Below are 19,582 nucleotides of genomic sequence, written 5' to 3' on the forward strand. Positions count from 1 at the left end.
GGGCCAAACCACTCACCACTCGCCCTGGAAAGCCGCCCACCCGACGCGACACCCGGGCCACACCCCTACCCACGTCCCCTCAACGGACCTGACGGCCAGACAGGCAACAACCTGACCGATCGTCGACCACTACCTGCGAATTCGGGTCTGAGCTGCCGAGTAGATGCTACTGATCGGGGCCGTTGACGCGGCGACGGCTGTCTGGGGTGTCACGATCGCGCCAGCGGCCGCGACGGCGGTCGCTGCCACGAAGAGGGACGTGCGCATCACACTGTAATCCTCCTGTTCCCCGCCCGCGGTTCGTCCGGCGAACTGCTCGTACCCACCGGCCTCGCGACTGGTGCCAGCGCCTGTCGCCGTGCTGGCGCGGTCTGCGGGAGATGATGATGATCAGTGCAGGCACACAGTGCCATGCCTGCCTCTGAGAATCCTCAGAACCGGTTCTCTTGCAGAACAGTTCGCCCGGCGGTCGAACGGAGGTTCCGGTGAGTTGATCCCTCGGCAGCGGTCCAGCTCGGAGAGCCGCGCGCCGGGCGGCGCGGTCGGCTGCTCATCGCTGGGCACCTTCAGCACCCGCTTCACCGAGCTGGTCGGCATGCCGCCCAGCGCCTACCGGCGCCGTGCAGCGGGCGCTGCGGAGGGGATGCCGCCGTGTGTGGCGAAGCAGGTGACAAGACCGGTCAGGAATCAAGAAGCGCCGGCCGGCCACCGTCGACAGCTTCATCGACGCCGCTCTTGACGCCGGCGCCACGTCGCTGAAACCTGCCGCGAAGTCGCTCTGGGGCTACTGCACGGACGTGTGGCGCACGAGCCGGGCAAACGCATCGGGCCGTCCCACGAGGCAGGCCCCTACCTCGCCTACCTCTCGCTGGTGCATGGCATCCGGCTGGACGCCGACTACGTCCTCAGCCGGAACTTCGACAGCCTTTTCGTCCCCAAGGTCGCCGCCGGCCTCGGGCTGGACCTGGAGCTGCTCGATTCGCTCTCCGCACGCATGCTCCAGCTCGGCTATGCGCCTGTCAGCGGCCGGTCCGTCCTCACCTGGACCTTCACCCGCCTTCTGCTGATGCGAGGAGACCCCGATCTGCGCGCGATCCGGCTCGACGACCTCACCGCGCTCGCCGAAGAGATCAAGCGCTAATGCGCCCGGCCGGAGGCCGGGTTCGTGCGGGCCGGCCATGTCTCCAACGCACGCCGCCGCATGCCCATGGGCCAGCTCGCCGCGATGTACCAGAAGGCGTGTCTGACCAGGCTGCACGGCGTCCATGTGCTGCTGTTCAACATCGGACAGGTCCCCGAGCCGCCGTTCCACGGCCTGAAGACCGCCGAACTCTGGCGGACCGAACTCACCCCTCCCAAGACGCCGCCGGCACTCGCCGCCCCGGTGACGCGCTGGCTGTCGGGACGGTTGCAGACCAGCGACCGGGCGGAGTCGGTCCGCCACTCACGCGACGCCTTCCGCTACTTCCTGCGCTGGCTCGCCGATGCCCACCCTGACGTCGATGCGATGACCCAGCTGGAGCGCCGGCACGTCGAGGGCTTCATGGCCCACCTGCACGAGCACACCAACGCCCGCACCGGACGGCCGCTGACCGCGCGGTCCCGCTACACCTACCTCAGCCTGCTGCTTCAGTTCTTCCGCGAGACCAGCCAATGGGGCTGGAGTGACGTCCCGGGCCGGCCACTCCTCGGCCGGTCGGACATGCCCAAACTCCCCTCCGCACTGCCGCGGTTCATCCCCCGGGCCGAGCTTGACCGCCTCATGGAAGCGGTCGAGGAACTCGAAGACCCGCACCAACGAGCGGCTCTGCTTCTGCTGCGCTGGAACGGCGCTCGGCGCGGGGAGATCGCACGGCTGACCCTGGACTGCCTGGACGCCTACCCCGACGGCTATCCGCGGCTGCGGATCCCGGTCGGCAAGACCTACACCGAGCGCATGGTCCCTCTGCACCCCCAAGCAGCGGACGCCCTGCGTGAGCTCATCGACGCGGCCAAGGCCGCGAACGCCGCAGCCCGCCACGACGCATGGGCCCAGCGGCCTGTCCGCTACGTGTTCATGCGGCGCGGGAAGCCCATGGGCCGTCACTTCCTCTACGAGGACGCCCTGGAGATCGCCTGCCGCAAGGCCAGCCGCGTTCGACGGCGTCCTGGGCGAGCTGCTGCTCGCGGGCCAGCCGGGTTCGAAGGCGCGGAGCGTACTCGCTTGTGGTGAGGAACTTCGAGCAGCGAAGGTAGAGGTCGCACTCGCAGGGCCCTTCGGCGGGTGTGCGTAGGCAGTGGCCCAGTTCGAGTTCGCGAGCACCCGGGCCCCTCGCAGACCTTCGCCCTGATCACTCCCAACCGGCTGAGGAACCTCAGAATTGCGGATCGGTCCGGCCGGTAAGGGTTTCCGGCCGCGGCGTCGGGACGAACAGGCCCGTCCCTGGTATCCCTACATCAGGCGCGGCCAGGAGGCGCGTAGGTGATGCCGACGTCTCCAGCGGAGGTCGCGGCGAAGGTCACGACCTTCCAGATTGCGGCGGGAATGCCAGCCCGGGGGCCGTCGCAGGCGTCGTTGAGGAGATCCACGGTCAAACCCACGGACTTGCCGTCCGGCCCCTTTACCGAGAACTTGACCTCCTGCGCCGCCCATGAGTTCGCATGGACAGAGGCGAACTGCACCAGGGCGTGGTACGCCGCGAAGTCCATACCGTTCCGGGTGAGCGTGAGAGTGCCCGGCCGAAGGTCGATGCCGACGTGGACCTGGGTGTCCTCCTGGACGATGACGGGTTCGCCGGTGGCGCTCAGGTCCATGCTGCTCTCCAAGGGGGTGGAGGTGGGAGTTCAGCGGCTTAGCATGGCAGCTGACTGCCGGTCGGGAAGAGGGCGTCCATTAACCGATCGGTTGTCGGACAGCCATCCAGACCGGTGAAAACGGGAAGCCCTTGCCTGCTGCACCCCGCGGTCGGCCCCGAGCACACCGAGAGCGAGCGATGACGCACGACGACACCCTGAGCCAATTCGAGATCGGGACCGACCCGTTCACCGCGAAGGAGCTCGCGGCCATCTCCGACTACCGCAAGGCGATCAACGGTGTCGGGGACCTGGTGGAGGGCATCGAGCCGAAGGATCTCATCCGTCTGGGCCCCGGACTCGATGCGACGGGCGTGCGTTACCTGCTCGCCGAGATGGCCGACGGCCTGAACCGGTGGTACCTCGCTCTGGACAAGGCCCTCGCCGAGCTGCTGACGTGCACGGCCGGGTCGACCGGGCACAGCGTGGCTGCCAAGCGGTTCCTGAAGTTCGAGTCGTCCGTCTACCACCAGACTCGGCAGGCGTTCGAGTACGCTGTCACGGTGTTCCTGCTGGGCCGGGACAACGGGCCGACCGGCAACTACCCCCCGGCGACCTTCACCGTGGACCTGGCGAGGCAGTCTCTTCTGGGCTACAGCTGACCCTGATCCCGTTTCATAGGTGGTCGCTGTCCTGTCTCAGATAAGTCCGGGTAACTCGGGCGGATGTTCTCTCGGGGTTTTGATGCTGTGGTGGACTGTTGCGCTGGGGGTTGCTGGACATACGTGCACAACAGCACTGCTTGGGGGTGATGTGCACATAGGGGACTTCGTTCTTCCTGCGATTGAGGAGTGGCGAGTGCGTGCGTTCCCTGTACGGCTTCCGTCGGGAGTCGTGTACTGGACGGCCGGGTGTGACCGGCGAACTCGGGCACGGCCGCGGCGACGATGCTGTCGAACTGGGCGAGGACGTCGCCGCCGGCGGCCGGTGCGGCCCAGGCGCGCTCGGTCATCATCGCCGTGATCGCCTCGCCGAGACCGAGCGGGTCACGGCCGTCGCGCCGGACCACACGGGTACGGCGCCGGGGCTTCGGGTCTTCGAAGTTAGTGGGGGTGCGGCCACGCGGGATGCTCCTCCCCGTGGCCGCCGGGCTGGCGAGGGTCCAGCAGGGACAGGGGCTGACCGTCGTCTGACTGGTCACGGAGGAGCACCGGACGGCCGCCGACCCCCACTAACTTCGAAGACCCGGAATGACGAGCAGGCCCGTGCCGAGCTGGTCGATGCCCTGGTCACCGATGCGGTGAACCTGCTGGGCCGACTGCCCGAGCAGGAGCTGGGAGAGGCCGCGGCGCACGCGGTCGGTCTTCGGCTTGCCGAACACGTCCGGTCTTTCGCGGTCATGATGACTGAGCTGGGCGGTGGCCGACTCGAAGAATGGATTGCCATAGTCGAAATCGATACTCTGCCCGCGCTGGCGTCGTTCGCCCGCAATCTCCGCCGCGATCTGGATGCCGTCCGCAATGGACTGACGCTCGCTTATAATTCCGGTCCAGTCGAGGGAAATAATAATCGCGTCAAGATGCTTAAACGGCAAATGTACGGCCGCGCGAATCTTGATCTCCTGCACAAACGCGTACTGTTCGCTCGGTGAGCGAACCATTGTGGATCACAAGATCGGCGACAGAGCCAAAAGGGGGCGATGGCACACCAGAGCGGGGTGCCGTGAGCGAGACTGCGCGCCCGCCTGGTGGAGGTGGTACAGGAGGTGAGGCACTCGTTCGCTCCCCAGGAGGCTTCACCACCAAGATCCACCTGAGTGCCGACGGTCGTTGATGGTGGAGGAAACCCAGGGTCAACGCATGGCAGCGGGCCGCACCCACAGCCGAACGGTGGTGCCGGGACGAGCCTGTGCGCAGGCGGCGAGGTCGTCAGCGGCGACGACGGCGACCACCGGGTAGCCGGCCGTTGTGGGGTGATCATTGAGGAAGATCAACGGATTTCCGTCCGATGGTACTTCGATGGCGCCGGTGACGACAGGTTCGCTTGGCAACTCGGTGGTGTGACGGCGCTGCAATGGCGGCCCCTCGAGTCGAAGGGCGATGCGGTTGCTGTAGGTGGTCACTGTGTAGGTGGCCTGGGTGAATGCGGCAAGCGTCGCGTCGGTGAACCAATCGTGGCGGGGACCGAGGACGATGCGCAGCTTGAGTTCAGTGGGTGGAGGCGGGTAAGGGGCGTAGTCGATGGCGGCGGGTGGCCCCGTTTGTGTGCCGAGCGGCAGCAGATCGCCGTCACGAAGTGGAGATGGGCCCAGGCCCGACAGCAAGTCGGTGGATCGACTGCCGAGGACGGGGTCGACCGCGAGCCCTCCCGAGATGGCGATGTAGCTACGCAGACCACGGGTCGCGGTGCCGATCTCCACGACTTGGCCGGGCCGCGCCCATATCGGAATACCCCATGGGCCGGGTCGGCCGTCGACGAGCACCGGAGACCACGCTCCGGTGACGGCAATGTGGCAGGCAACGCGTGGCCGCAGCACCGGTCCGGTCAGGGTCGTCTCCAGTGCGGCGGCGTCTTCGGGGTTGCCGACAAGGCGGTTCGCAAGCCGCCATGCCGGCGCGTCGAGGGCACCCGAGCGCGGCACAGCCAGCTGCGCGAGGCCGATCCGACCGCGGTCCTGCACCGTCGTGAGCGAACCAGCCTTGAGGACGTCAACGGAACGGATCATGATCCCAATTCGACGAAACGGACACGGGTGCCCGGACTGAGTAGGGTCGCCGGATCACGGTTGGGGTCCCATAGGCTGACTTCCGCCCGGCCGATCAGCTGCCATCCGCCGGGTGACGGGCGCGGATAGATACCGGTGAACTCGCCAGCCAGTGCGACGCTTCCAGCAGGGACCGCGGTGCGCGGATTGGCACGTCGGGGCACCGTGCATTCGGGGGGAAGCCCAGTGATGTAGGCGAACCCTGGCGCAAACCCGCAGAAGGCGACCCGGTGCTCCACGGACGCGTGCGTGGCGATCACCTCGCGGGTGGTCATATGCCAGTGGCGTGCCACTTGCTCGAGGTCGGCGCCGTCGTAGATGGTGGGCACTTCGACCAGCCCCCGATCATCAACCTCGGCCGGCGGCACCTGCCAGTCGGTAACCTCGCGGGCGAACCTCATCGGGTCTGCGAGGCCGTCAATCAAAATAGTGCGCGCCGCCGGGATCACCTCCTCAACAGCAGGCAGCCGGCCGTCCCGTCGGCGTCGTTCGATTTCCACGTGCAGAGCGTGCACCTCGGCCGGCCCGTCGAGTTCCAGCAAAAGCGCCCGGTCTCCAACCGGCAGTATCTTCACCACGTCAGCCGTGCTCGCGCTCGTCATCGACCGCTTGCGACCCGATTCCGCGCTCCCGATAGGCACTGATGAGCTCGCGCTCTGCGTCGTCAAGGTAGCTGGTCAAAGCCGCCTCAGCAGCCGTGCCGTCCCCGGCTTCCAGCAACTGGAGGATTTCCCGGTTGCGCACCAGATAGGGCTGGTGAAACTGCTGCGGCCGGGGCATGACGTGGAAGACCAGGCGCAATTCGGCCAGCACGCCGCGCATCAGTTCGTCGACACGGGCACTGCCAACAAGGCCGGCCAATGCCTGGTGGAAGTGCAGGTCGGCGGTGCCGACATCCCGCCAGCGCGCTGATGTGACCGCGCGTTCGGCATCATCGACAGCGACCCGCACCGCATCGAGGGTGCCTGGCGGGCATTGCCCGATCGCCCGCACCCCGGCGCATTCAATCAGTCGGCGCAGCCGGTAGAGGTCGACGACGTCATCCACCGAGAGAACGCGTACGAACACCCCGCGGTTCATCTGGTGTACCGCAAGGTGTTCCTTGCACAACAGCCGAAACGCCTCGCGAAGCGTGTTGCGGGAGACCATGAGCGCCGCCCCGATGGCTTCCTCTGACAGCCGTGTACCCGGCGCCAGTAGCCCCTCGACGATCCGCGTGCGCAGCACCTCTGCCACCCGGTCCGCGGTACTGCTCTGGGCGAGCAGAGCAGCACCGGCGCTCAGTTCAGCCGACCAGTCGACCACTCCCACCTCCTTCAAGCCCGCGCACCTCCACTCCATCATGTGCACTGATCTAACCGCAGTTCCGCTGAGCGTCCAACCCCTCTTGTTGGATTGTTGAACAACGCCTACAGTCTAGCCCTGGCTCGTCGAGGTGTTGGGGCTGACACCGGCACGATCGCAGTTTCCAGCGCTGGTGGGCAGACGAAAGAAGGTGGGCATGATGACGGCAAGTTCGGGCGAAGCCGCGGGCTGGGAGGAACGCCGGGAAGACTATGCATTGCGCCATGTACCAGCCGGGTACCGGCGTTGGGGCGCCATCTCCCTGACGGGCGTGATGATGGGCGTCGCCACCGCGATGTTCTTCCTCGCCTGGGGTGGTCAGCTGGCCATGGCTTACGGCACGGTGAACACCGTCATTGGGATGGTGGTTGGCACCGTATTCATTGGCGGGGTGGCGTTTATTCTGGCGCGGATCTCCTCAGCCACCGGACTCGACTCCGACCTGATCACCCGAGGCTCCGGCTTTGGGTTCATGGGCTCGGCCATCACCTCGTTGATCTACAGCTTCAACTTCCTGATGTTCTTCGCGTTCGAGGGCACGATCATGGCGACGGCCGTGCACGACCGCTGGCCGGTGATCCCGAACTGGTCGATCTACGTTGTCATAGGCGTGGTATTCATCCCACTGACATGGTGGGGCATGACGGTCGTGAACTGGCTGATGTGGGCGACGATCCCCATCTACCTCGCTTTCCTCGGCTGGACGGTTTACCTAGCGGCGACAAGCACAAAGGCACTGCCGTTCTGGTCGTACCAACCTGCCCATCCCGCCAACCCTGCGGCCGGTCCCGCACTGCTACAGGTCCTCGCCGCCGTCTTGGCCCTCATCTCGCAGGCGACCATCGCCGCCGACATCGGCCGCTTCATCCCCGCAAAAAACCGCACGCGCGGCGCGTTCGCCGTCGGGTTCGTCTCGCAGCTACTGACGTTCTGCGGGTGCACGCTGCTGGGCGCCTGGCTCACACTGTCCTTCGGCGGCTCGACGAACCCAGGTGCTTATCTGACCAGCCTCATGGGCGTATGGGGCGTACTGTTCGTCATCGTCACTCAGCTCCGCATCAATGTGACCAACGTGTACTCCGGCTCCCTTGCGTACGCGAACTTCTTCTGCCGGGTCTTCCACATCACCCCGGGGCGGCAGTACTGGGTCGTGCTGACCTCCGTCGCCGGCACCGCACTGATGTTCGGCGGCGTGTTCAGCCACCTCAACGCGGTCCTCACCTTCGAGGGTGTCTTCGTGATGGCCTGGATCATGGCCATCACCTCCGACATCGTCATCAACAAGAAGCTGCTCAAACTGTCGCCGGCCAACTTCCTCTACAAGCGGGCACACACGTACAAGTTCAACCCCGTCGGTGTCGGCGCGCTGGCAGGTGCCCTTATCGTCGGCCTGCCGCTTGCGTTCGGCCTCGCCGGTCCCTTTGGCCAGACACTGGCTCCGTTCGTCTCCGGCGGGCTCGCGTTCGTCCTTGCTCCGGTGATAGCGGCCGCGACGCGGGGGCGTTATTACCAGCCCGCGACGGTAGCCCGCAATATCGATCCCGCGCTGCCACCTGTGGGCACCGGAGATACCGATGAGGCGGTGGTGACCACCGTGCCTGAGTCGGAGCATGAGAACTGCATCACTTGCCAGCAGCGCTTCGAGCTCGCGGAGTTCGTCAGCTGTCCCTTCCACCGTGGGTCGATCTGCTCGGTGTGCTGCTCGGCGGAGAAGTCCTGCCGCGACCTGTGCAAGAGCGCCAAGGGACTTCGAGACGGCGACCCGGTCCTACCACCTGTCCTGATCCGCCTGAGCAAGCCTGTCGCGTCTGGGCGTGGCGCGTGAACGTCGTCGTTACGGGATTCGGCGCATTCTCCGACCAGAACGACAACCCAAGTGGTCTCCTCGCGCGTGCCCTGAACGGACAGCGCATTGGCGAGAACACCATCACGGGTGTCGTACTCCCCGTTGCCACGGGCCAGATCGGTCCGGCGCTGGCGACCGCGCTGGAGGGCCTCCGGCCCCGCCTCGTGCTCGGACTTGGCGTTGCCCCGGGCCGTATGGCGCCGGCGCTCGAACGGGTCGCGATCAATGTCCGCGACTTCCCTATACCGGACACCGAGAACGCGCAAGTCGTCGACGAACCCGTGATCGTAGACGGACCCGACGCCTACCTTGCCAGTCTGCCGCTCAAGGCGATCCTCGCCGCCTGGCGGGCGGCCGGACTGCCGGGCTATGTTTCCAATACCGCTGGCACTTATCTTTGCAACCAGCTCTTTTACCTGCTCTCACACCAAGGGCGCGACGGCGGCTTCCGGGCCGGATTCATTCACCTGCCGGCGCTACCCACGCCGGCAGCCGCCCCCACGCCCTCAATGAGCTTGGATGTGATGGAGCAGGCGGTCCGGATCGCCGTCGACGTGGCGACCAGCCACATTGGACCAGATCTGCCACTGGAATCCGGGGCCCTCAGCTGATGCCACTCATACTCGGCACACGCACACATCGCGAACACCGCGCCAAGGAGGAGCGATGATCGACCTCAACAGCGATCTAGGCGAAGGCTACGGTGCATGGACGATGGGCGACGATGACGCCTTGCTGGGCATCGTCAGCAGCGCCAACATCGCCTGCGGATTCCATGCCGGTGACCCGCAAATCATGCGCCGCGCCGCCGTGACCGCCGCCCACCGAGGCGTCACGATCGGCGCCCACGTCGCCTTCCCGGATCTGCGCGGCTTCGGCCGACGCAACCTCGACCTGCCGCCGCAAGAGGTCACTGACGATGTCCTTTACCAGATCGGGGCTCTCGACGCCATTGCCCGCGCCTACGGCACCCGAGTCTCCTATGTCAAACCACATGGCGCCCTTTACAACCGTATCGCGATTGATGCGGAACTCGCTGCCGCGGTGGTGGCCGCGCTGAAGGACTTTGACCCCACGCTGGCGCTGCTCACCCTGCCCGATTCCGCCGCTTCGGCCGCAGCGGAATCCGCCGGCATCGCCTCGGTGGCCGAAGGATTCGCGGACCGCGCATACACCCCTGATGGGCGCCTCGTCTCACGCCGTGAACCCGGGGCCGTCCTCACCGATCCCGAGTTCGTTGCCGCCCGCGCCGTCCGCATGGCCACTGAGCACACCGTCACCGCTATCGACGGCACCGATATTCGCATTCCTGTCGCCTCGCTGTGTGTTCACGGCGACAGCCCGGGCGCCGTGAACCTTGCACAGGCCGTCCGTACGGCCCTGCACGAGGCCGGTGTCACCGTCGCTGCGTTCTCCCCGCCACGCTGACACTTTTGCGCAGGTCCAACACCGTGGCCAGGTAAAGGAAATGGCCATTGCCGACCAGCAGTTTATGTCGCCCACCTACCGGGTGTTCGGCTCGGCGGCGGTAAAGTCACGCCGCAACAGATCCGGCACCGGCGTCGCGGACGGCTCGGGGATCGCGATGCGGACCCTCTTGCGCAGGTGCACCCGACGATGCCCCACAGGTGCCGGGCCAGCGCTGCGAGCACGGCGCGGTCCGGCCAGGCAAGGCGTGGCCGGACGCCGAGCTGGCGGCGCAGGACCGGCGTTCTCATGGCGCAGCGCAAGCAGCTCGACATCCTTGGCGCCCTGCGAGCCGGAGAGCAGCAGGAGCAGTCCGAGGAGCCTCAGGAAGATCAGGTAGAACACGCGCAACGCCATGAAATCCGACCCTGCCACCCTCGGCGGGTACTGCAAAGTACCTGATCAGAGGCAGTGCGTGACTTTCGGCACTCTACAGGCGCGTCCTGACCCCCCATCCACGACACCCCCTGACAGCCCTACCGTCTCAAAATGACCACCAGCGACCCGCTCCCGATCCGGGCGTACGCCGCATCAGGCCAAGGCCAGGAAGCCGCAGGCCACCCCGGGTGTGGCCACACCAGCGGCCAGAGCCCGGATTTCACGCGGGAGGCCAAGGACATCGATCAGCGAGGATGGCACCGGGCACGGTCCTTTGCGGTCACACGGAGTCAGCATCCGATGATCACTCAAGGCCGTGCCCACCCCTCAACTCGAGCTCTCAGCAGCCCCATCCGTCACCAAACTGCGCGACTGCGAACCGTCTCGCTCGCGAACACGCAGAGGCATGCCCGGCCCGCCGATGCAAATTTTAGGCCTTCATGTCTGACTGGCCATCAATTCTTCGGAATAGCTGAATAGCGCCGGGAGGCCACCTGTGTGAACGAACACCACGTTGTCGCCTTCAGGAACGCGGCCGGCCCGGCAGTAGTCCAGCAAGCCGGCGAATCCCTTGCCCGAGTAAACGGGGTCCAGCAAGATCCCTTCAGCCGCTCCAAGGTGGCGGATGGCCTCGATGGCTGCCACGCTGGGCACGCCATAGCGCTCGCCGACATAGTCCAGCGTCGTGGTGATCCGGTCGGCAGTGATCTGCGTCGATACGCCGAGCATTTGCGCGGCGCCTTGCGCGAGCTCGGCGATCTGCTCCGGGCTCAGGTACGCCTCATGGTCGGCGGTCATCGGGCAGACGCCGACGAGCCGGGTCGGAAGTCCGAGCAGCTCGCAGCCGAGCTGCAGCCCGGCGAGGGTGCTGCCCTGCGTCGCGGAGAAGATCCAGTCCGGGACGGCGTCCGGCCGCGCCCGCACGATCTCCAGCAGCGTCTGGACGTAGGCCACGGCGCCGAGCACCAGGCTGCGGGTGGCGCCCATGCCGACGACGTAAGGGCTTCGGCCCTGCGCCCGCAGCTCCTCGGCCAGTTCGGCCTTGCGCGCCGCGGTGCTCTGGGCGGCGTCGATCGGGAGGATCGTCGCGCCGAGCAGGTGGTCGACCAGGTAGTTGCCCTGTACTGGCGAGCTCTTCTCGTCCAGCTTGGGCACCAGGTAGACGTCGAGGCCGAGCCGGGCGCAGGCCGCCGCAAGCTGGCGCGAATGATTGGACTGCGCGGCCGAGCCCTGGATCACGCAGTCCGCGCCTGCGGCGATCGCATCGGCAAGCATGAACTCGTGCTGGCGGACCTTGTTGCCGCCGAACGCGAGACCGGTGCAGTCGTCGCGCTTGATGCTGATCGTCCGGCGCAACTCGCCAGAGAGGTTTGGGCAGTCGTCCAGCGGGGTCGGCAGGTGGGCTAGCGATACCCGAGGCACCGCGTCGATGCGTTCTTGGATCTCGTCGACGGTGTAGGTGCGGACGTGGGTCATGCTATTTGCCTCCTCGTTGCGGACACGATCGCCTCGACCTCCACCGCCGCGTTGCCCGGGAGCGAAGCGACGCCGATCGCCGAGCGCGCGTGGCGGCCGGCGTCCCCCAGGACGTCGACGAGCAGCTCGGATGCGGCGTCGATGACCGTGGGCTGCTCGACGAATCCGTCAGCGCTCGCGACGAATCCGGTGATCTTGAGGACGCGGCTGACGTTCTCGAGCCCGAGCTCGGTTTCAATCGCGGCGAGGAGGTTCAACGCGGCGACGCGCGCCGCCTGCCGCCCCTTGTCGACCGAGAGGTCCCCGAGTCGGCCCGGGTGCAGCAGCGCACCCGCCACGATGGGTGTTTTGCCGGAGAAGAACCAGAGCTCGCCCGTGTGAGTCGCGGGTATGTAGTGGTAGCGCGGGGCAGGCAGCTGGGGCAGCTCCAGCCCGAGGCCTGCGAGCCGCTGTGCGATCTGATCGTTCACGATGTCACCTCCGGGACGGCCAGCTGGCCGTTGTTGACCAATAGGGCGCCGTCGCGCCACACCTGACGGATCGGCCCGATGCGCCGCGTCGCCTCGTCGGCGACGCCGTCGAGCACCACGAGGTCTGCCGCCTTGCCTGCCTCGATGCTGCCGACGCGGTCGGCCAGCCCCAGTGACTCGGCCGAGCGCAGCGTCGACATCGCGATCGCCTCGCTGAACGGCACGCCGAGCGCCTGCATGGTGCACTCCACCGTGCGGCCGAACTCGCGGAACGGCGTGAACCGGACGCCCGCGTCGCTCGCCACGGACACGTGGACGCCGGCTGCGCGCATGGTGCGGGCGAAGGCGAAGTCATCGTACAGATTGCCGGTCGCGGACATGGCGTGCGCCGCGCACAGCTCCACCTGGTCAGCGGGCTCGGCATCGGGCAGCAGCACTCGGGCGATTCCGGCCATCGTCAACGTCGCCGACACGGGGCGCCGCGCCATCTCGTCGACCAGGTCAAGGTCGAGGTCGGGCTCGCCCTTGTCATTGACCCAGATGCAGTGCTCGATGGTGTCCACCCCGGCGGCGACGGCGCGGCGGATGCTCTCGGTGTTCAGCGCGTGCGCGGCCACCCGTCGGCCTAGTCGGTGGGCCTCCTCCACGACAACCTGCATTTCGTGCGTCTGGAACTGCGGCTGCAGCTTGCTGGAACCACGGGTCATGTTGCCGCCGCTGGCCATGACCTTGATCATGTCCACTCCGCGCGTGCAGAGCGTGCGGGTGGCTTTGCGGATCTCGTCGATGGAGTCGGCCGCGTTGCCGCACCAGTGCAGGTGGCCGCCCGTCGTGGTGATCGGTGGGCCGGCGGCGAGGATCCGCGGTCCTGGCAGGCGGCCGGCGCTGATGGCGTCGCGGATGTCCAGGGTGGTGAAGCCGATGTCGCCGCAGTCGCGGACGGTGGTCACGCCGCCGAGCAGGCACTCCATGGCGTTGCGTGCGCCGATCAAGGCCAGCTGTGCGGGGGCGGAGTGCTCGACGCTGGCCCGCGTGAGTTCGTGGTCGACGTCGCAGGTGAACAGCAGGTGCACGTGGGCGTCGACGAAGCCGGGAACGACGGTCGCCGTCGAGTGGTCAACGATGCGGTCGGCGTCGATGTCCGCTGGAAGCTCGTTGGCGGCGTGTACGCCTGCGATCATGCCGTCGGCGACGTGCACCACCGCATCCGGGAGCAGCGGTTCGCCGCTCCCGGTGACCAGCGCGCCGCAGCGGATCCAGTACTCGGTCATGCCGGCATCCCGGGCACGTGCGCCTCGCAGGCCGCGATCCACTGCTGGCTCGTCGCGGTGTAGCCGACGTTGGTCTCAATGAACCGCACCGCGTCGGCGTCGGCCCACTTGCCGTCGTCGGTCTCGGCGTCGTCGCCGTTGGCCAGCGGTGACGTGCCGATCGCGTCCCGCAGCACCGTTACCCGGTAGTTGCGGTACATGGCGTCGATCACCGTCGTGTGCAGGCAGATCCGGCTGTCGAAGCCGACGGTGATCAGGTTGTAGATGTCGAGGCTGCGCAGCAGCGAGTCGAGCTGGGTTTCGAAGAACCCGCTGTAGAGCTGCTTTTTCACCAGGAAGTCTCCCGGTTGGGGTGCGATCACCTCGGAGTAGGCGAGGATGTCGTTCGGCTCCTGCCAGCTTTGCAGAACGTCGATGTTGTGCACGCGCAGGGACAGGTTCCGCCACTCGCTGTGCTCGTTGAGCGTCGGCGACAGGTGGTTGGACAGGTAGACGATGGGGATGCCGGCCTGGACGGCCGCCCGCTTGGCCGGGGCGATGTGGTCGAGGACGATCCGGTGGCTGGCCTTGGCCTGGTCGGCGTAGAGCGGGGGCAGGCCCGGCGCCGGCTGCGGGTCGTCGCCGTCGAAGCCGAGACCGTTCACGTCGACCAGCAGGAACGCGGTCCGGCGCAGGTCGAGGTCCAGCGTCTCCTCCACGTAGCCGAGCGGCGCCTGGACTGGGTACGTGCGGTAGTAACGGGCAGGCAGTTGGAGTGAGGGAATGGTCATAGGCTTGGCCCTTCCGTGAATGCTGGCAGTCGGTAGACGGCGGCGGCGGTGCCGGACAGGATGCGGCTGCGTTCGGCATCGCCGACCTCGCATTCGTCCAGGACGGTGCGCGCCTGCATGTATCCGTCCGTGTCGGTCGTGTACGGGAAGTCCGAACCCCACATGAGGCGTTGCGCGCCGAACTCGGTCAGGACCGCGCGCACCCACGGCCGGATGTCCTGATGCGGGTAGGGGCGGCTCGACATCTCCGGCAGCGCGGACATTTTGACGTTTACGTTGTCGAAGCGCGCGAGCCGCAGCAGGTTGTCGGAGATCGTTCCCGGGCTCTGCGGGTCGAGGTCGGGGCGGGCGAGATGATCGACGACGATCGTCAGGTCGGGATGCGCTGCAACCCACCGATCCACTACCGGCAGGACGGCGGGGGTGATCAGCAGGTTCGCGCTGAGCCCGAGGCGCGCGGCCGCCTCGTACATCGGCTCGGCCGCCGCGTCGAACCAGCCCAGCTCCGGCGCGATCAGCGGGGCGAGCCGGATCCCCCGGATCGGCGCCCGCTGCACCAACTCGCTGAGCTCGTCGGGGAAATTTGGACCCACCGGGTCGGCCAAGGCAATGCCGACAAACCGGTTGGGGTGCGCCTCCAGGCAGCGCAGCAGCTGCGAGTGGTCGAATCCGTAGAGGCTCGGCTGGATGAGAACGGCCTGGTCGACCCCGGTTGTATCCATCGCCTCCAGCAGCTGTTCGACCGGGGCCGTGAACATCGGCGCGTTCGGGAACTGCGGGCTGCGCGGCACGCCGCTGCCGGAAGCGGCGGTGACGTGGGTGTGCGCGTCGATGATCGTCGAGCCGGTCACCGCTGCACCTCGGCCAGGACGGGCGCCACGTGGTGCAGGAATGCCTCAACGTCGGCGACGGTGTTGTAGAGGTGCGGCGCGATGCGCACCCGGCCGTCGCGTCCCCACACGCTGACCCCGCGCTCGGCGAGGCGGCGAGTGATTTCCGCATCGCACGCCGTCGCGAAGGAGACGATCGATCCGCGGCGCTCGGGCTGGCGCGGTGTCAGCAGTTCCACCCCAAGGTCAGCCAGACCTTGCATCGCCACCGCGACCAGTTCGGCGTTGTATGCCGCGATGGCCTCGACGCCGACGGACAGCACGAACTCCAGCGCGTTCTCCAGGACGTGCAGGCCGATGTAGTTGGGCATGCCCTCCTCGAACCGGCGAGCGTCCGGCATGAGTTCGAAGCGTTCCAGGCGGTCGGCCGCGAACAGGTCGGTGACGCCGCGGTACGCGACATAGGGCGGGGTGAGCTGGTCGAGGACGTCGGGGTTGACGTAGAAGATCGCCAGGCCATGCGCTCCGAGCAGCCACTTGTACGTCCCGGCGCAGAGGAAGTCGGCGACACCGGCCTGGACCGGGACTGCTCCTACGGCTTGCACCGCGTCGACGAACAGCAGCGCGCCGCGCTCGTGGGCAGCGGCGGCGAGCGCCGGCAAGTCCACCATGAAGCCGTTCTTGTAGCTGACCAGGCTGGCAACGACGAGCCGCGTGCGTTCGTCGATCCGGGCAGCGTAGGAGTCGGTGGGCACGAGGCCGTCCTGCCCCCTCACCACCCTGCGCTCGACGCCGGCACTCGCGAGGTGCACGGCGGCGAAGGTGGTGCTCGGGAACTCCGACTCGGCGAAGACGATGTTGTCGCCCGGCCGCCAGCTGATTGATTTGATCACTGCGTCGAGACCGCGCGAGGTACTCGCGAGGAAGGCCACGTGCCGGCTGTCCACCGACAACAGCTCGCCCACCAGCGTGCGACAGTGCGACTCGACCTGCGCACATGCGTCCCGGCCGCGCGAGCCGAGGTTCTTTCGCAGGGCATAGTTGTTCAGCGCCTGCATGTGCGAGCCGAGGAACAGGCTCTCCGCCGCGGTATTGAGGTAGACCCCGGAACTGGTCCCGGGGAACTGGTCGCGAACTTGCGCCGCGAGGTCCGGTGAGTTGATCAGTGCGGTCATGCTGGTGAGCTCTCCTGACGGATCTGGTCGTAGACCTGCTGGATCACGCGGTAGGTCGGCAGCACGTCGCGGAACGACGGCCAGGAGCCGGGACGTTGGGCGATCGCGCTCAGGAACGCCTGGGCCTGCGCGAACGCTGCCTTTCCGAGCAGGTCGTTGGGCTCGGACGCCGCTGCATGCGAGGGTTGCCAGTTGCTGATCCGGGCGGTCTCCGAGCGGCCGAAGACCGACACCTCGCTCACGGGCCGGATCGCGTTGTAGGACATGGCGATCGTCGCGAGCCGACCGGTGCGGGTACGCAGTGCGAGCGCGAGGTCCAGCGGGCGTCCGGTTTCCCGGTCCGCCGGACCGGCCAGGGCCTGCACGGACTCGATGCCGTCGTCGAGCAGCCACAAGCTGGTGTCCACCGCGTGGGTCGTGTGGTGCCAGATGATGTCGTCGGCCCAGTCGCGCCGCTCGCCGGTCCAGCCGACGTTCGAGCGGCGGTAGATCGCTGAGGTGATCGACATGCTGATCGGTTCGAACTCGCCGGCGACGACCCGCGCGCGCAGCGCCGAGACCACCGGCAGGTAGCGCTGGGTGTGACAGGCCATGGCGATCCGGTCTCCTGCCGCTTCGGCAGCAGCGGTCACCTCGGCCAGGGACAGCCCGAGGGGTATCTCGCACAGCACGTGTTTCCCGCCGCGCAGCGCGGCGAGGGCCTGCCCGGCGTGCTCGCCGCTCGGTGAGGCGACGACGACCGCGTCGACGTCGTCGGCGTCCACGATGTCGGCCACCGTGTCGGTTGAACGGGCCACCGCGTGCCGCTTGGCGAACTGCGCCGCCGCCTCGGCGTCCGGACCCATGACCGCCGCGAGCGGGCAGCCCAGTTGCCGGAACGCGCGGGCGTGTTCTGCGGCGATGGCGCCGGGTCCGAGGAATGCGATCCGTGGCAGCGTCATGCGGATTCCTCGGCTTCGACGAGCAAGACGCCGGCCGCCGTCGCGGTCTGCTCGGCGAAGTGGCAGGCCGCCGAGTGCTGGTCTTCCATAGCGGCGAGCCGCGGCTGCTCGGTGGCACACCGGTCGGGGTCGCTCACGATCGTGCGCAGCCAGCACCGGTCGCGGAACACGCACCCGCCGGACATCGCGTCGGCTGGCGTCGCGTCGCCCACCAGCCACGGCCGGTTGTGGGGCGCGTCGGGGTCACCGGTCGGCGCGGCCGACAGCAGCATCCGGGTGTAGGGGTGCCGCGAGTGCTCCATGATCTGCTCGCGCGTGCCGAGTTCCACGAGCTGCCCGCGGTACAGCACCGCGATGCGGTCGCTGAGGAAGTTGGCGACCCGCAGGTCGTGGGTGATCATGACGATGCTGAGGTTCAGCTCGCGGCGCAGCGTGACGAACAGGTTGAGGATCTGCGCTTGAATCGACACGTCCAGCGCTGAGACCGGCTCGTCGGCGACGAGTACGGACGGCTCGACGGTCAGCGCGCGGGCGAGCACGATGCGTTGCCGTTGTCCGCCGCTGAACGCGTGGGGGTACCGGTCGAGGAACGCTTCGCTCAGACCCACCTTTGGCATGAGTTCGGCCATCGCTGCCGCCCGCTGCGCGCCGCGGCGCAGCCCGCGCGCGGCGAAGCCGGAGTTCAGCACGTCCCGTACGGTGCGGCGCGGGTTGAGCGAGGTGAAGGGGTTCTGGAACACCATTTGCACGCTTTTGCGGAAGTTGCGCAACGCACCTCCGCGCAGCGCCTCTACTGGCGTGCCCTCGAACCACACCCGGCCGGACGTCGCCCGCTCCGCGCCGACGAGGATCCTTCCCAGCGTGGTCTTCCCCGAGCCGCTCTCCCCGACCAACCCGAGGACCTCGCCCCGCCGCAGCTCGATGCTCACGTCGTCGAGCGCGCGCACGCCGGCGGACCTGTTAAGTCCGAGAAGGCTGCGGCCGTTGCCGAACTCCTTGGTCACCGACTCCAGGCGGAACACCACCTCCGGCTCACTCATCTACAGTCACCGAACCCTTTCTGTTCGCGGACGGCTCGTCACTGGGGAAGTGGCAGGCGACGTCGTGCGGGCCCGCACCGCGCAATGCGGGTTCGTCCGCCTCGCAGATCGCGGGATTGCCGAGAGCAGCGCGGCGCGGGCACCTTGAATGGAAGCGGCACCCGCTGGCCCACTCGTTGGCCTGCGGGGTCTGGCCAGGAAGCGCGTGGAGCACGGGCGGCGGCGCACCCCGCAGCGGCAGCAACGCCTCCAACAGCGCGACGGTGTAGGGATGGCGCGGTGCGGTGAAGATCTGGCGTACCGGCCCGCTCTCCACCACCCGTCCCGCGTACATCACCATCACCCGGTCGCAGGTCTCGGCGACGACGCCAAGGTCGTGCGTGATGAGCAGGACGCTGGTTCCCCGGGTTCGGCAGGCGCTCGTCAGCAGTTGCAATACCTGCGCCTGCACGGTGACGTCCAGCGCGGTCGTCGGCTCGTCGGCGATGACCAGCCTCGGTTCGAGCAGCAGGCTCTGTGCGATCGAGACCCGCTGCTGCATGCCGCCGCTGAGCTGGTGCGGGTAGCTGCGCAGGCTGTGCTCGGGGCGTGGGAAGCCGACGGCGGCCAGCGCATCGCGCGCACGCAGCCGCCGCTCGGCGCGATTGCCCTGTCCGTGGTCGCGCAGCACCTCAGTGAGCTGCTCGCCGACGCGCGTCACCGGATTCATCACGGCCAGCGCATCCTGGACGATCAGCGAAATGTCCCGGCCTCGTACCTGACGCAGCTCCTTTTCCGGGAGCGGAACGAGGTCGCGGCCGTCGAAGATCACCTCTCCGCCGGCGATCTCGCCGGGTGCCTCGATGAGCCGCAGCAGCGACATGCCCAGGGTGCTCTTGCCGCATCCGGACTCGCCGACCAACCCGACGATCTCGCCGCGGTTGATCGTAAGCGACACGTCGTCCAACGCTCGCACGGTCGTGTCACCGGTGTGGAAGTGTACGGAAAGGTTGCGCACCGTGAGCAGCGCCTCGGGCGGCTCGGTGTGTGTCATCGCCG

General features: G+C 67.6%; 20 protein-coding genes and 3 pseudogenes. 9 read left to right on the plus strand and 14 right to left on the minus strand.

Going from position 1 to position 19,582, the window contains the following annotated elements; genetic code table 11:
• Positions 1–538 precede the first annotated feature (538 nt).
• The 4 genes and pseudogenes from FCI23_RS60930 to FCI23_RS40990 all read left to right on the plus strand — a co-directional run.
• Positions 539–739 (plus strand): annotated as a pseudogene (locus FCI23_RS60930) (hypothetical protein); the annotation flags it as partial.
• A pseudogene (locus tag FCI23_RS60935) lies at positions 702–788 on the plus strand (glyoxalase); the annotation flags it as partial. The pseudogenes FCI23_RS60930 and FCI23_RS60935, both read left to right, overlap by 38 nt.
• Before the next feature lie 11 nt (positions 789–799).
• Positions 800–1,141, plus strand: coding sequence for a hypothetical protein (locus FCI23_RS40985; RefSeq protein WP_136729208.1), 342 nt, complete (start codon positions 800–802; stop codon positions 1,139–1,141).
• Between the two features lie 24 nt (positions 1,142–1,165).
• Positions 1,166–2,212, plus strand: a complete 1,047-nt coding sequence (locus FCI23_RS40990) for a tyrosine-type recombinase/integrase (RefSeq protein ID WP_136729209.1) — start codon at positions 1,166–1,168, stop codon at positions 2,210–2,212.
• Between the two features lie 224 nt (positions 2,213–2,436).
• Here FCI23_RS40990 and FCI23_RS41000 read toward each other — a convergent pair whose 3' ends face one another.
• On the minus strand, positions 2,437–2,793 hold the full coding sequence (locus FCI23_RS41000) for a hypothetical protein (protein ID WP_136729210.1): 357 nt from the start codon (positions 2,791–2,793) through the stop codon (positions 2,437–2,439).
• Between the two features lie 179 nt (positions 2,794–2,972).
• On the opposite strand from FCI23_RS41000, the gene FCI23_RS41005 reads away from it, so the two are divergent.
• Both FCI23_RS41005 and FCI23_RS60940 read left to right on the plus strand, forming a co-directional pair.
• The gene (locus FCI23_RS41005; RefSeq protein ID WP_136729211.1) at positions 2,973–3,434 is read left to right on the plus strand and encodes a hypothetical protein; all 462 of its coding nucleotides are present in this window, start codon (positions 2,973–2,975) and stop codon (positions 3,432–3,434) included.
• 740 nt (positions 3,435–4,174) lie between these two features.
• Positions 4,175–4,423, plus strand: a complete 249-nt coding sequence (locus tag FCI23_RS60940) for a transposase (RefSeq protein ID WP_246144564.1) — start codon at positions 4,175–4,177, stop codon at positions 4,421–4,423.
• Positions 4,424–4,624: 201 nt separating this feature from the next.
• On the opposite strand, the gene FCI23_RS41020 is transcribed toward FCI23_RS60940, so the two are convergent.
• From FCI23_RS41020 to FCI23_RS41030, 3 genes are read right to left on the minus strand one after another with little or no spacing between them, the layout of a single operon-like run.
• Positions 4,625–5,500, minus strand: coding sequence for a 5-oxoprolinase subunit C family protein (locus tag FCI23_RS41020; protein WP_136729212.1), 876 nt, complete (start codon positions 5,498–5,500; stop codon positions 4,625–4,627).
• The gene (gene pxpB, locus FCI23_RS41025) at positions 5,494–6,114 is read right to left on the minus strand and encodes a 5-oxoprolinase subunit PxpB (protein ID WP_407646103.1); all 621 of its coding nucleotides are present in this window, start codon (positions 6,112–6,114) and stop codon (positions 5,494–5,496) included. The genes FCI23_RS41020 and pxpB overlap by 7 nt, the downstream gene beginning before the upstream one ends.
• Before the next feature lies 1 nt (position 6,115).
• The gene (locus FCI23_RS41030) at positions 6,116–6,841 is read right to left on the minus strand and encodes a GntR family transcriptional regulator (RefSeq protein ID WP_246144560.1); all 726 of its coding nucleotides are present in this window, start codon (positions 6,839–6,841) and stop codon (positions 6,116–6,118) included.
• A gap of 196 nt (positions 6,842–7,037) precedes the next feature.
• Between FCI23_RS41030 and FCI23_RS41035 the strand changes: the two genes are divergently transcribed.
• From FCI23_RS41035 to FCI23_RS41045, 3 genes are read left to right on the plus strand one after another with little or no spacing between them, the layout of a single operon-like run.
• Positions 7,038–8,705, plus strand: a complete 1,668-nt coding sequence (locus FCI23_RS41035; RefSeq protein WP_211265679.1) for a purine-cytosine permease family protein — start codon at positions 7,038–7,040, stop codon at positions 8,703–8,705.
• The gene (locus FCI23_RS41040) at positions 8,702–9,337 is read left to right on the plus strand and encodes a pyroglutamyl-peptidase I family protein (RefSeq protein ID WP_136729214.1); all 636 of its coding nucleotides are present in this window, start codon (positions 8,702–8,704) and stop codon (positions 9,335–9,337) included. The genes FCI23_RS41035 and FCI23_RS41040 overlap by 4 nt, the downstream gene beginning before the upstream one ends.
• Positions 9,338–9,392: 55 nt before the next feature.
• Positions 9,393–10,154 (plus strand): LamB/YcsF family protein, encoded by a 762-nt coding sequence (locus tag FCI23_RS41045; RefSeq protein WP_136729215.1) that lies wholly within the window; start codon positions 9,393–9,395, stop codon positions 10,152–10,154.
• A gap of 10 nt (positions 10,155–10,164) precedes the next feature.
• On the opposite strand, the pseudogene FCI23_RS41050 reads toward FCI23_RS41045, so the two are convergent.
• From FCI23_RS41050 to FCI23_RS41095, 10 genes and pseudogenes are all read right to left on the minus strand, one after another.
• Positions 10,165–10,337, minus strand: a pseudogene (locus tag FCI23_RS41050) (IS3-like element ISRhosp5 family transposase); the annotation flags it as partial.
• Positions 10,338–11,009: 672 nt separating this feature from the next.
• Complete coding sequence (locus tag FCI23_RS41055) at positions 11,010–12,047, minus strand: D-cysteine desulfhydrase family protein (protein WP_136729216.1); 1,038 nt, start codon at positions 12,045–12,047, stop codon at positions 11,010–11,012.
• Complete coding sequence (locus tag FCI23_RS41060; protein ID WP_246144561.1) at positions 12,044–12,517, minus strand: RidA family protein; 474 nt, start codon at positions 12,515–12,517, stop codon at positions 12,044–12,046. The genes FCI23_RS41055 and FCI23_RS41060 overlap by 4 nt, the downstream gene beginning before the upstream one ends.
• Positions 12,514–13,788: an amidohydrolase family protein gene (locus tag FCI23_RS41065; RefSeq protein ID WP_136729217.1), complete on the minus strand. Its 1,275-nt coding sequence runs from the start codon at positions 13,786–13,788 to the stop codon at positions 12,514–12,516. Before FCI23_RS41065 ends, FCI23_RS41060 begins: the two co-directional genes overlap by 4 nt.
• The gene (locus FCI23_RS41070) at positions 13,785–14,558 is read right to left on the minus strand and encodes a cysteine hydrolase family protein (RefSeq protein ID WP_169317170.1); all 774 of its coding nucleotides are present in this window, start codon (positions 14,556–14,558) and stop codon (positions 13,785–13,787) included. The genes FCI23_RS41065 and FCI23_RS41070 overlap by 4 nt, the downstream gene beginning before the upstream one ends.
• The gene (locus FCI23_RS41075) at positions 14,555–15,409 is read right to left on the minus strand and encodes an amidohydrolase family protein (RefSeq protein ID WP_169317171.1); all 855 of its coding nucleotides are present in this window, start codon (positions 15,407–15,409) and stop codon (positions 14,555–14,557) included. The genes FCI23_RS41070 and FCI23_RS41075 overlap by 4 nt, the downstream gene beginning before the upstream one ends.
• A complete protein-coding gene (locus tag FCI23_RS41080) occupies positions 15,406–16,563 on the minus strand; it encodes an aminotransferase class V-fold PLP-dependent enzyme (RefSeq protein ID WP_136729220.1) in 1,158 nt (385 codons plus the stop codon). Before FCI23_RS41080 ends, FCI23_RS41075 begins: the two co-directional genes overlap by 4 nt.
• Positions 16,560–17,504 carry a Gfo/Idh/MocA family protein gene (locus FCI23_RS41085; RefSeq protein WP_136729221.1) on the minus strand — a complete coding sequence of 315 codons (945 nt, stop codon included), beginning with the start codon at positions 17,502–17,504 and terminating at the stop codon, positions 16,560–16,562. Before FCI23_RS41085 ends, FCI23_RS41080 begins: the two co-directional genes overlap by 4 nt.
• On the minus strand, positions 17,501–18,544 hold the full coding sequence (locus FCI23_RS41090; RefSeq protein WP_136729222.1) for an ABC transporter ATP-binding protein: 1,044 nt from the start codon (positions 18,542–18,544) through the stop codon (positions 17,501–17,503). Before FCI23_RS41090 ends, FCI23_RS41085 begins: the two co-directional genes overlap by 4 nt.
• On the minus strand, positions 18,537–19,577 hold the full coding sequence (locus FCI23_RS41095; protein ID WP_169317172.1) for an ABC transporter ATP-binding protein: 1,041 nt from the start codon (positions 19,575–19,577) through the stop codon (positions 18,537–18,539). Before FCI23_RS41095 ends, FCI23_RS41090 begins: the two co-directional genes overlap by 8 nt.
• Between the last annotated feature and the right edge of the window lie 5 nt (positions 19,578–19,582).

It is taken from the genome of Actinacidiphila oryziradicis, assembly GCF_005047355.1.
GTDB lineage: Bacteria > Actinomycetota > Actinomycetes > Streptomycetales > Streptomycetaceae > Actinacidiphila > Actinacidiphila oryziradicis.

Excerpts from the sequence above, each read along its gene's own strand:
- FCI23_RS41090 (WP_136729222.1), bottom strand. The coding sequence starts at position 18,544 with ATGAGTGAGCCGGAGGTGGTGTTCCGCCTGGAGTCGGTGACCAAGGAG.
- FCI23_RS41045 (WP_136729215.1), top strand. The coding sequence starts at position 9,393 with ATGATCGACCTCAACAGCGATCTAGGCGAAGGCTACGGTGCATGGACG.
- FCI23_RS41055 (WP_136729216.1), bottom strand. The coding sequence starts at position 12,047 with ATGACCCACGTCCGCACCTACACCGTCGACGAGATCCAAGAACGCATC.
- FCI23_RS60940 (WP_246144564.1), top strand. The coding sequence starts at position 4,175 with ATGACTGAGCTGGGCGGTGGCCGACTCGAAGAATGGATTGCCATAGTC.
- FCI23_RS41005 (WP_136729211.1), top strand. The coding sequence starts at position 2,973 with ATGACGCACGACGACACCCTGAGCCAATTCGAGATCGGGACCGACCCG.
- FCI23_RS41065 (WP_136729217.1), bottom strand. The coding sequence starts at position 13,788 with ATGACCGAGTACTGGATCCGCTGCGGCGCGCTGGTCACCGGGAGCGGC.
- FCI23_RS41085 (WP_136729221.1), bottom strand. The coding sequence starts at position 17,504 with ATGACGCTGCCACGGATCGCATTCCTCGGACCCGGCGCCATCGCCGCA.
- FCI23_RS41000 (WP_136729210.1), bottom strand. The coding sequence starts at position 2,793 with ATGGACCTGAGCGCCACCGGCGAACCCGTCATCGTCCAGGAGGACACC.
- FCI23_RS41095 (WP_169317172.1), bottom strand. The coding sequence starts at position 19,577 with ATGACACACACCGAGCCGCCCGAGGCGCTGCTCACGGTGCGCAACCTT.
- FCI23_RS41080 (WP_136729220.1), bottom strand. The coding sequence starts at position 16,563 with ATGACCGCACTGATCAACTCACCGGACCTCGCGGCGCAAGTTCGCGAC.
- FCI23_RS41035 (WP_211265679.1), top strand. The coding sequence starts at position 7,038 with ATGATGACGGCAAGTTCGGGCGAAGCCGCGGGCTGGGAGGAACGCCGG.
- FCI23_RS41070 (WP_169317170.1), bottom strand. The coding sequence starts at position 14,558 with ATGACCATTCCCTCACTCCAACTGCCTGCCCGTTACTACCGCACGTAC.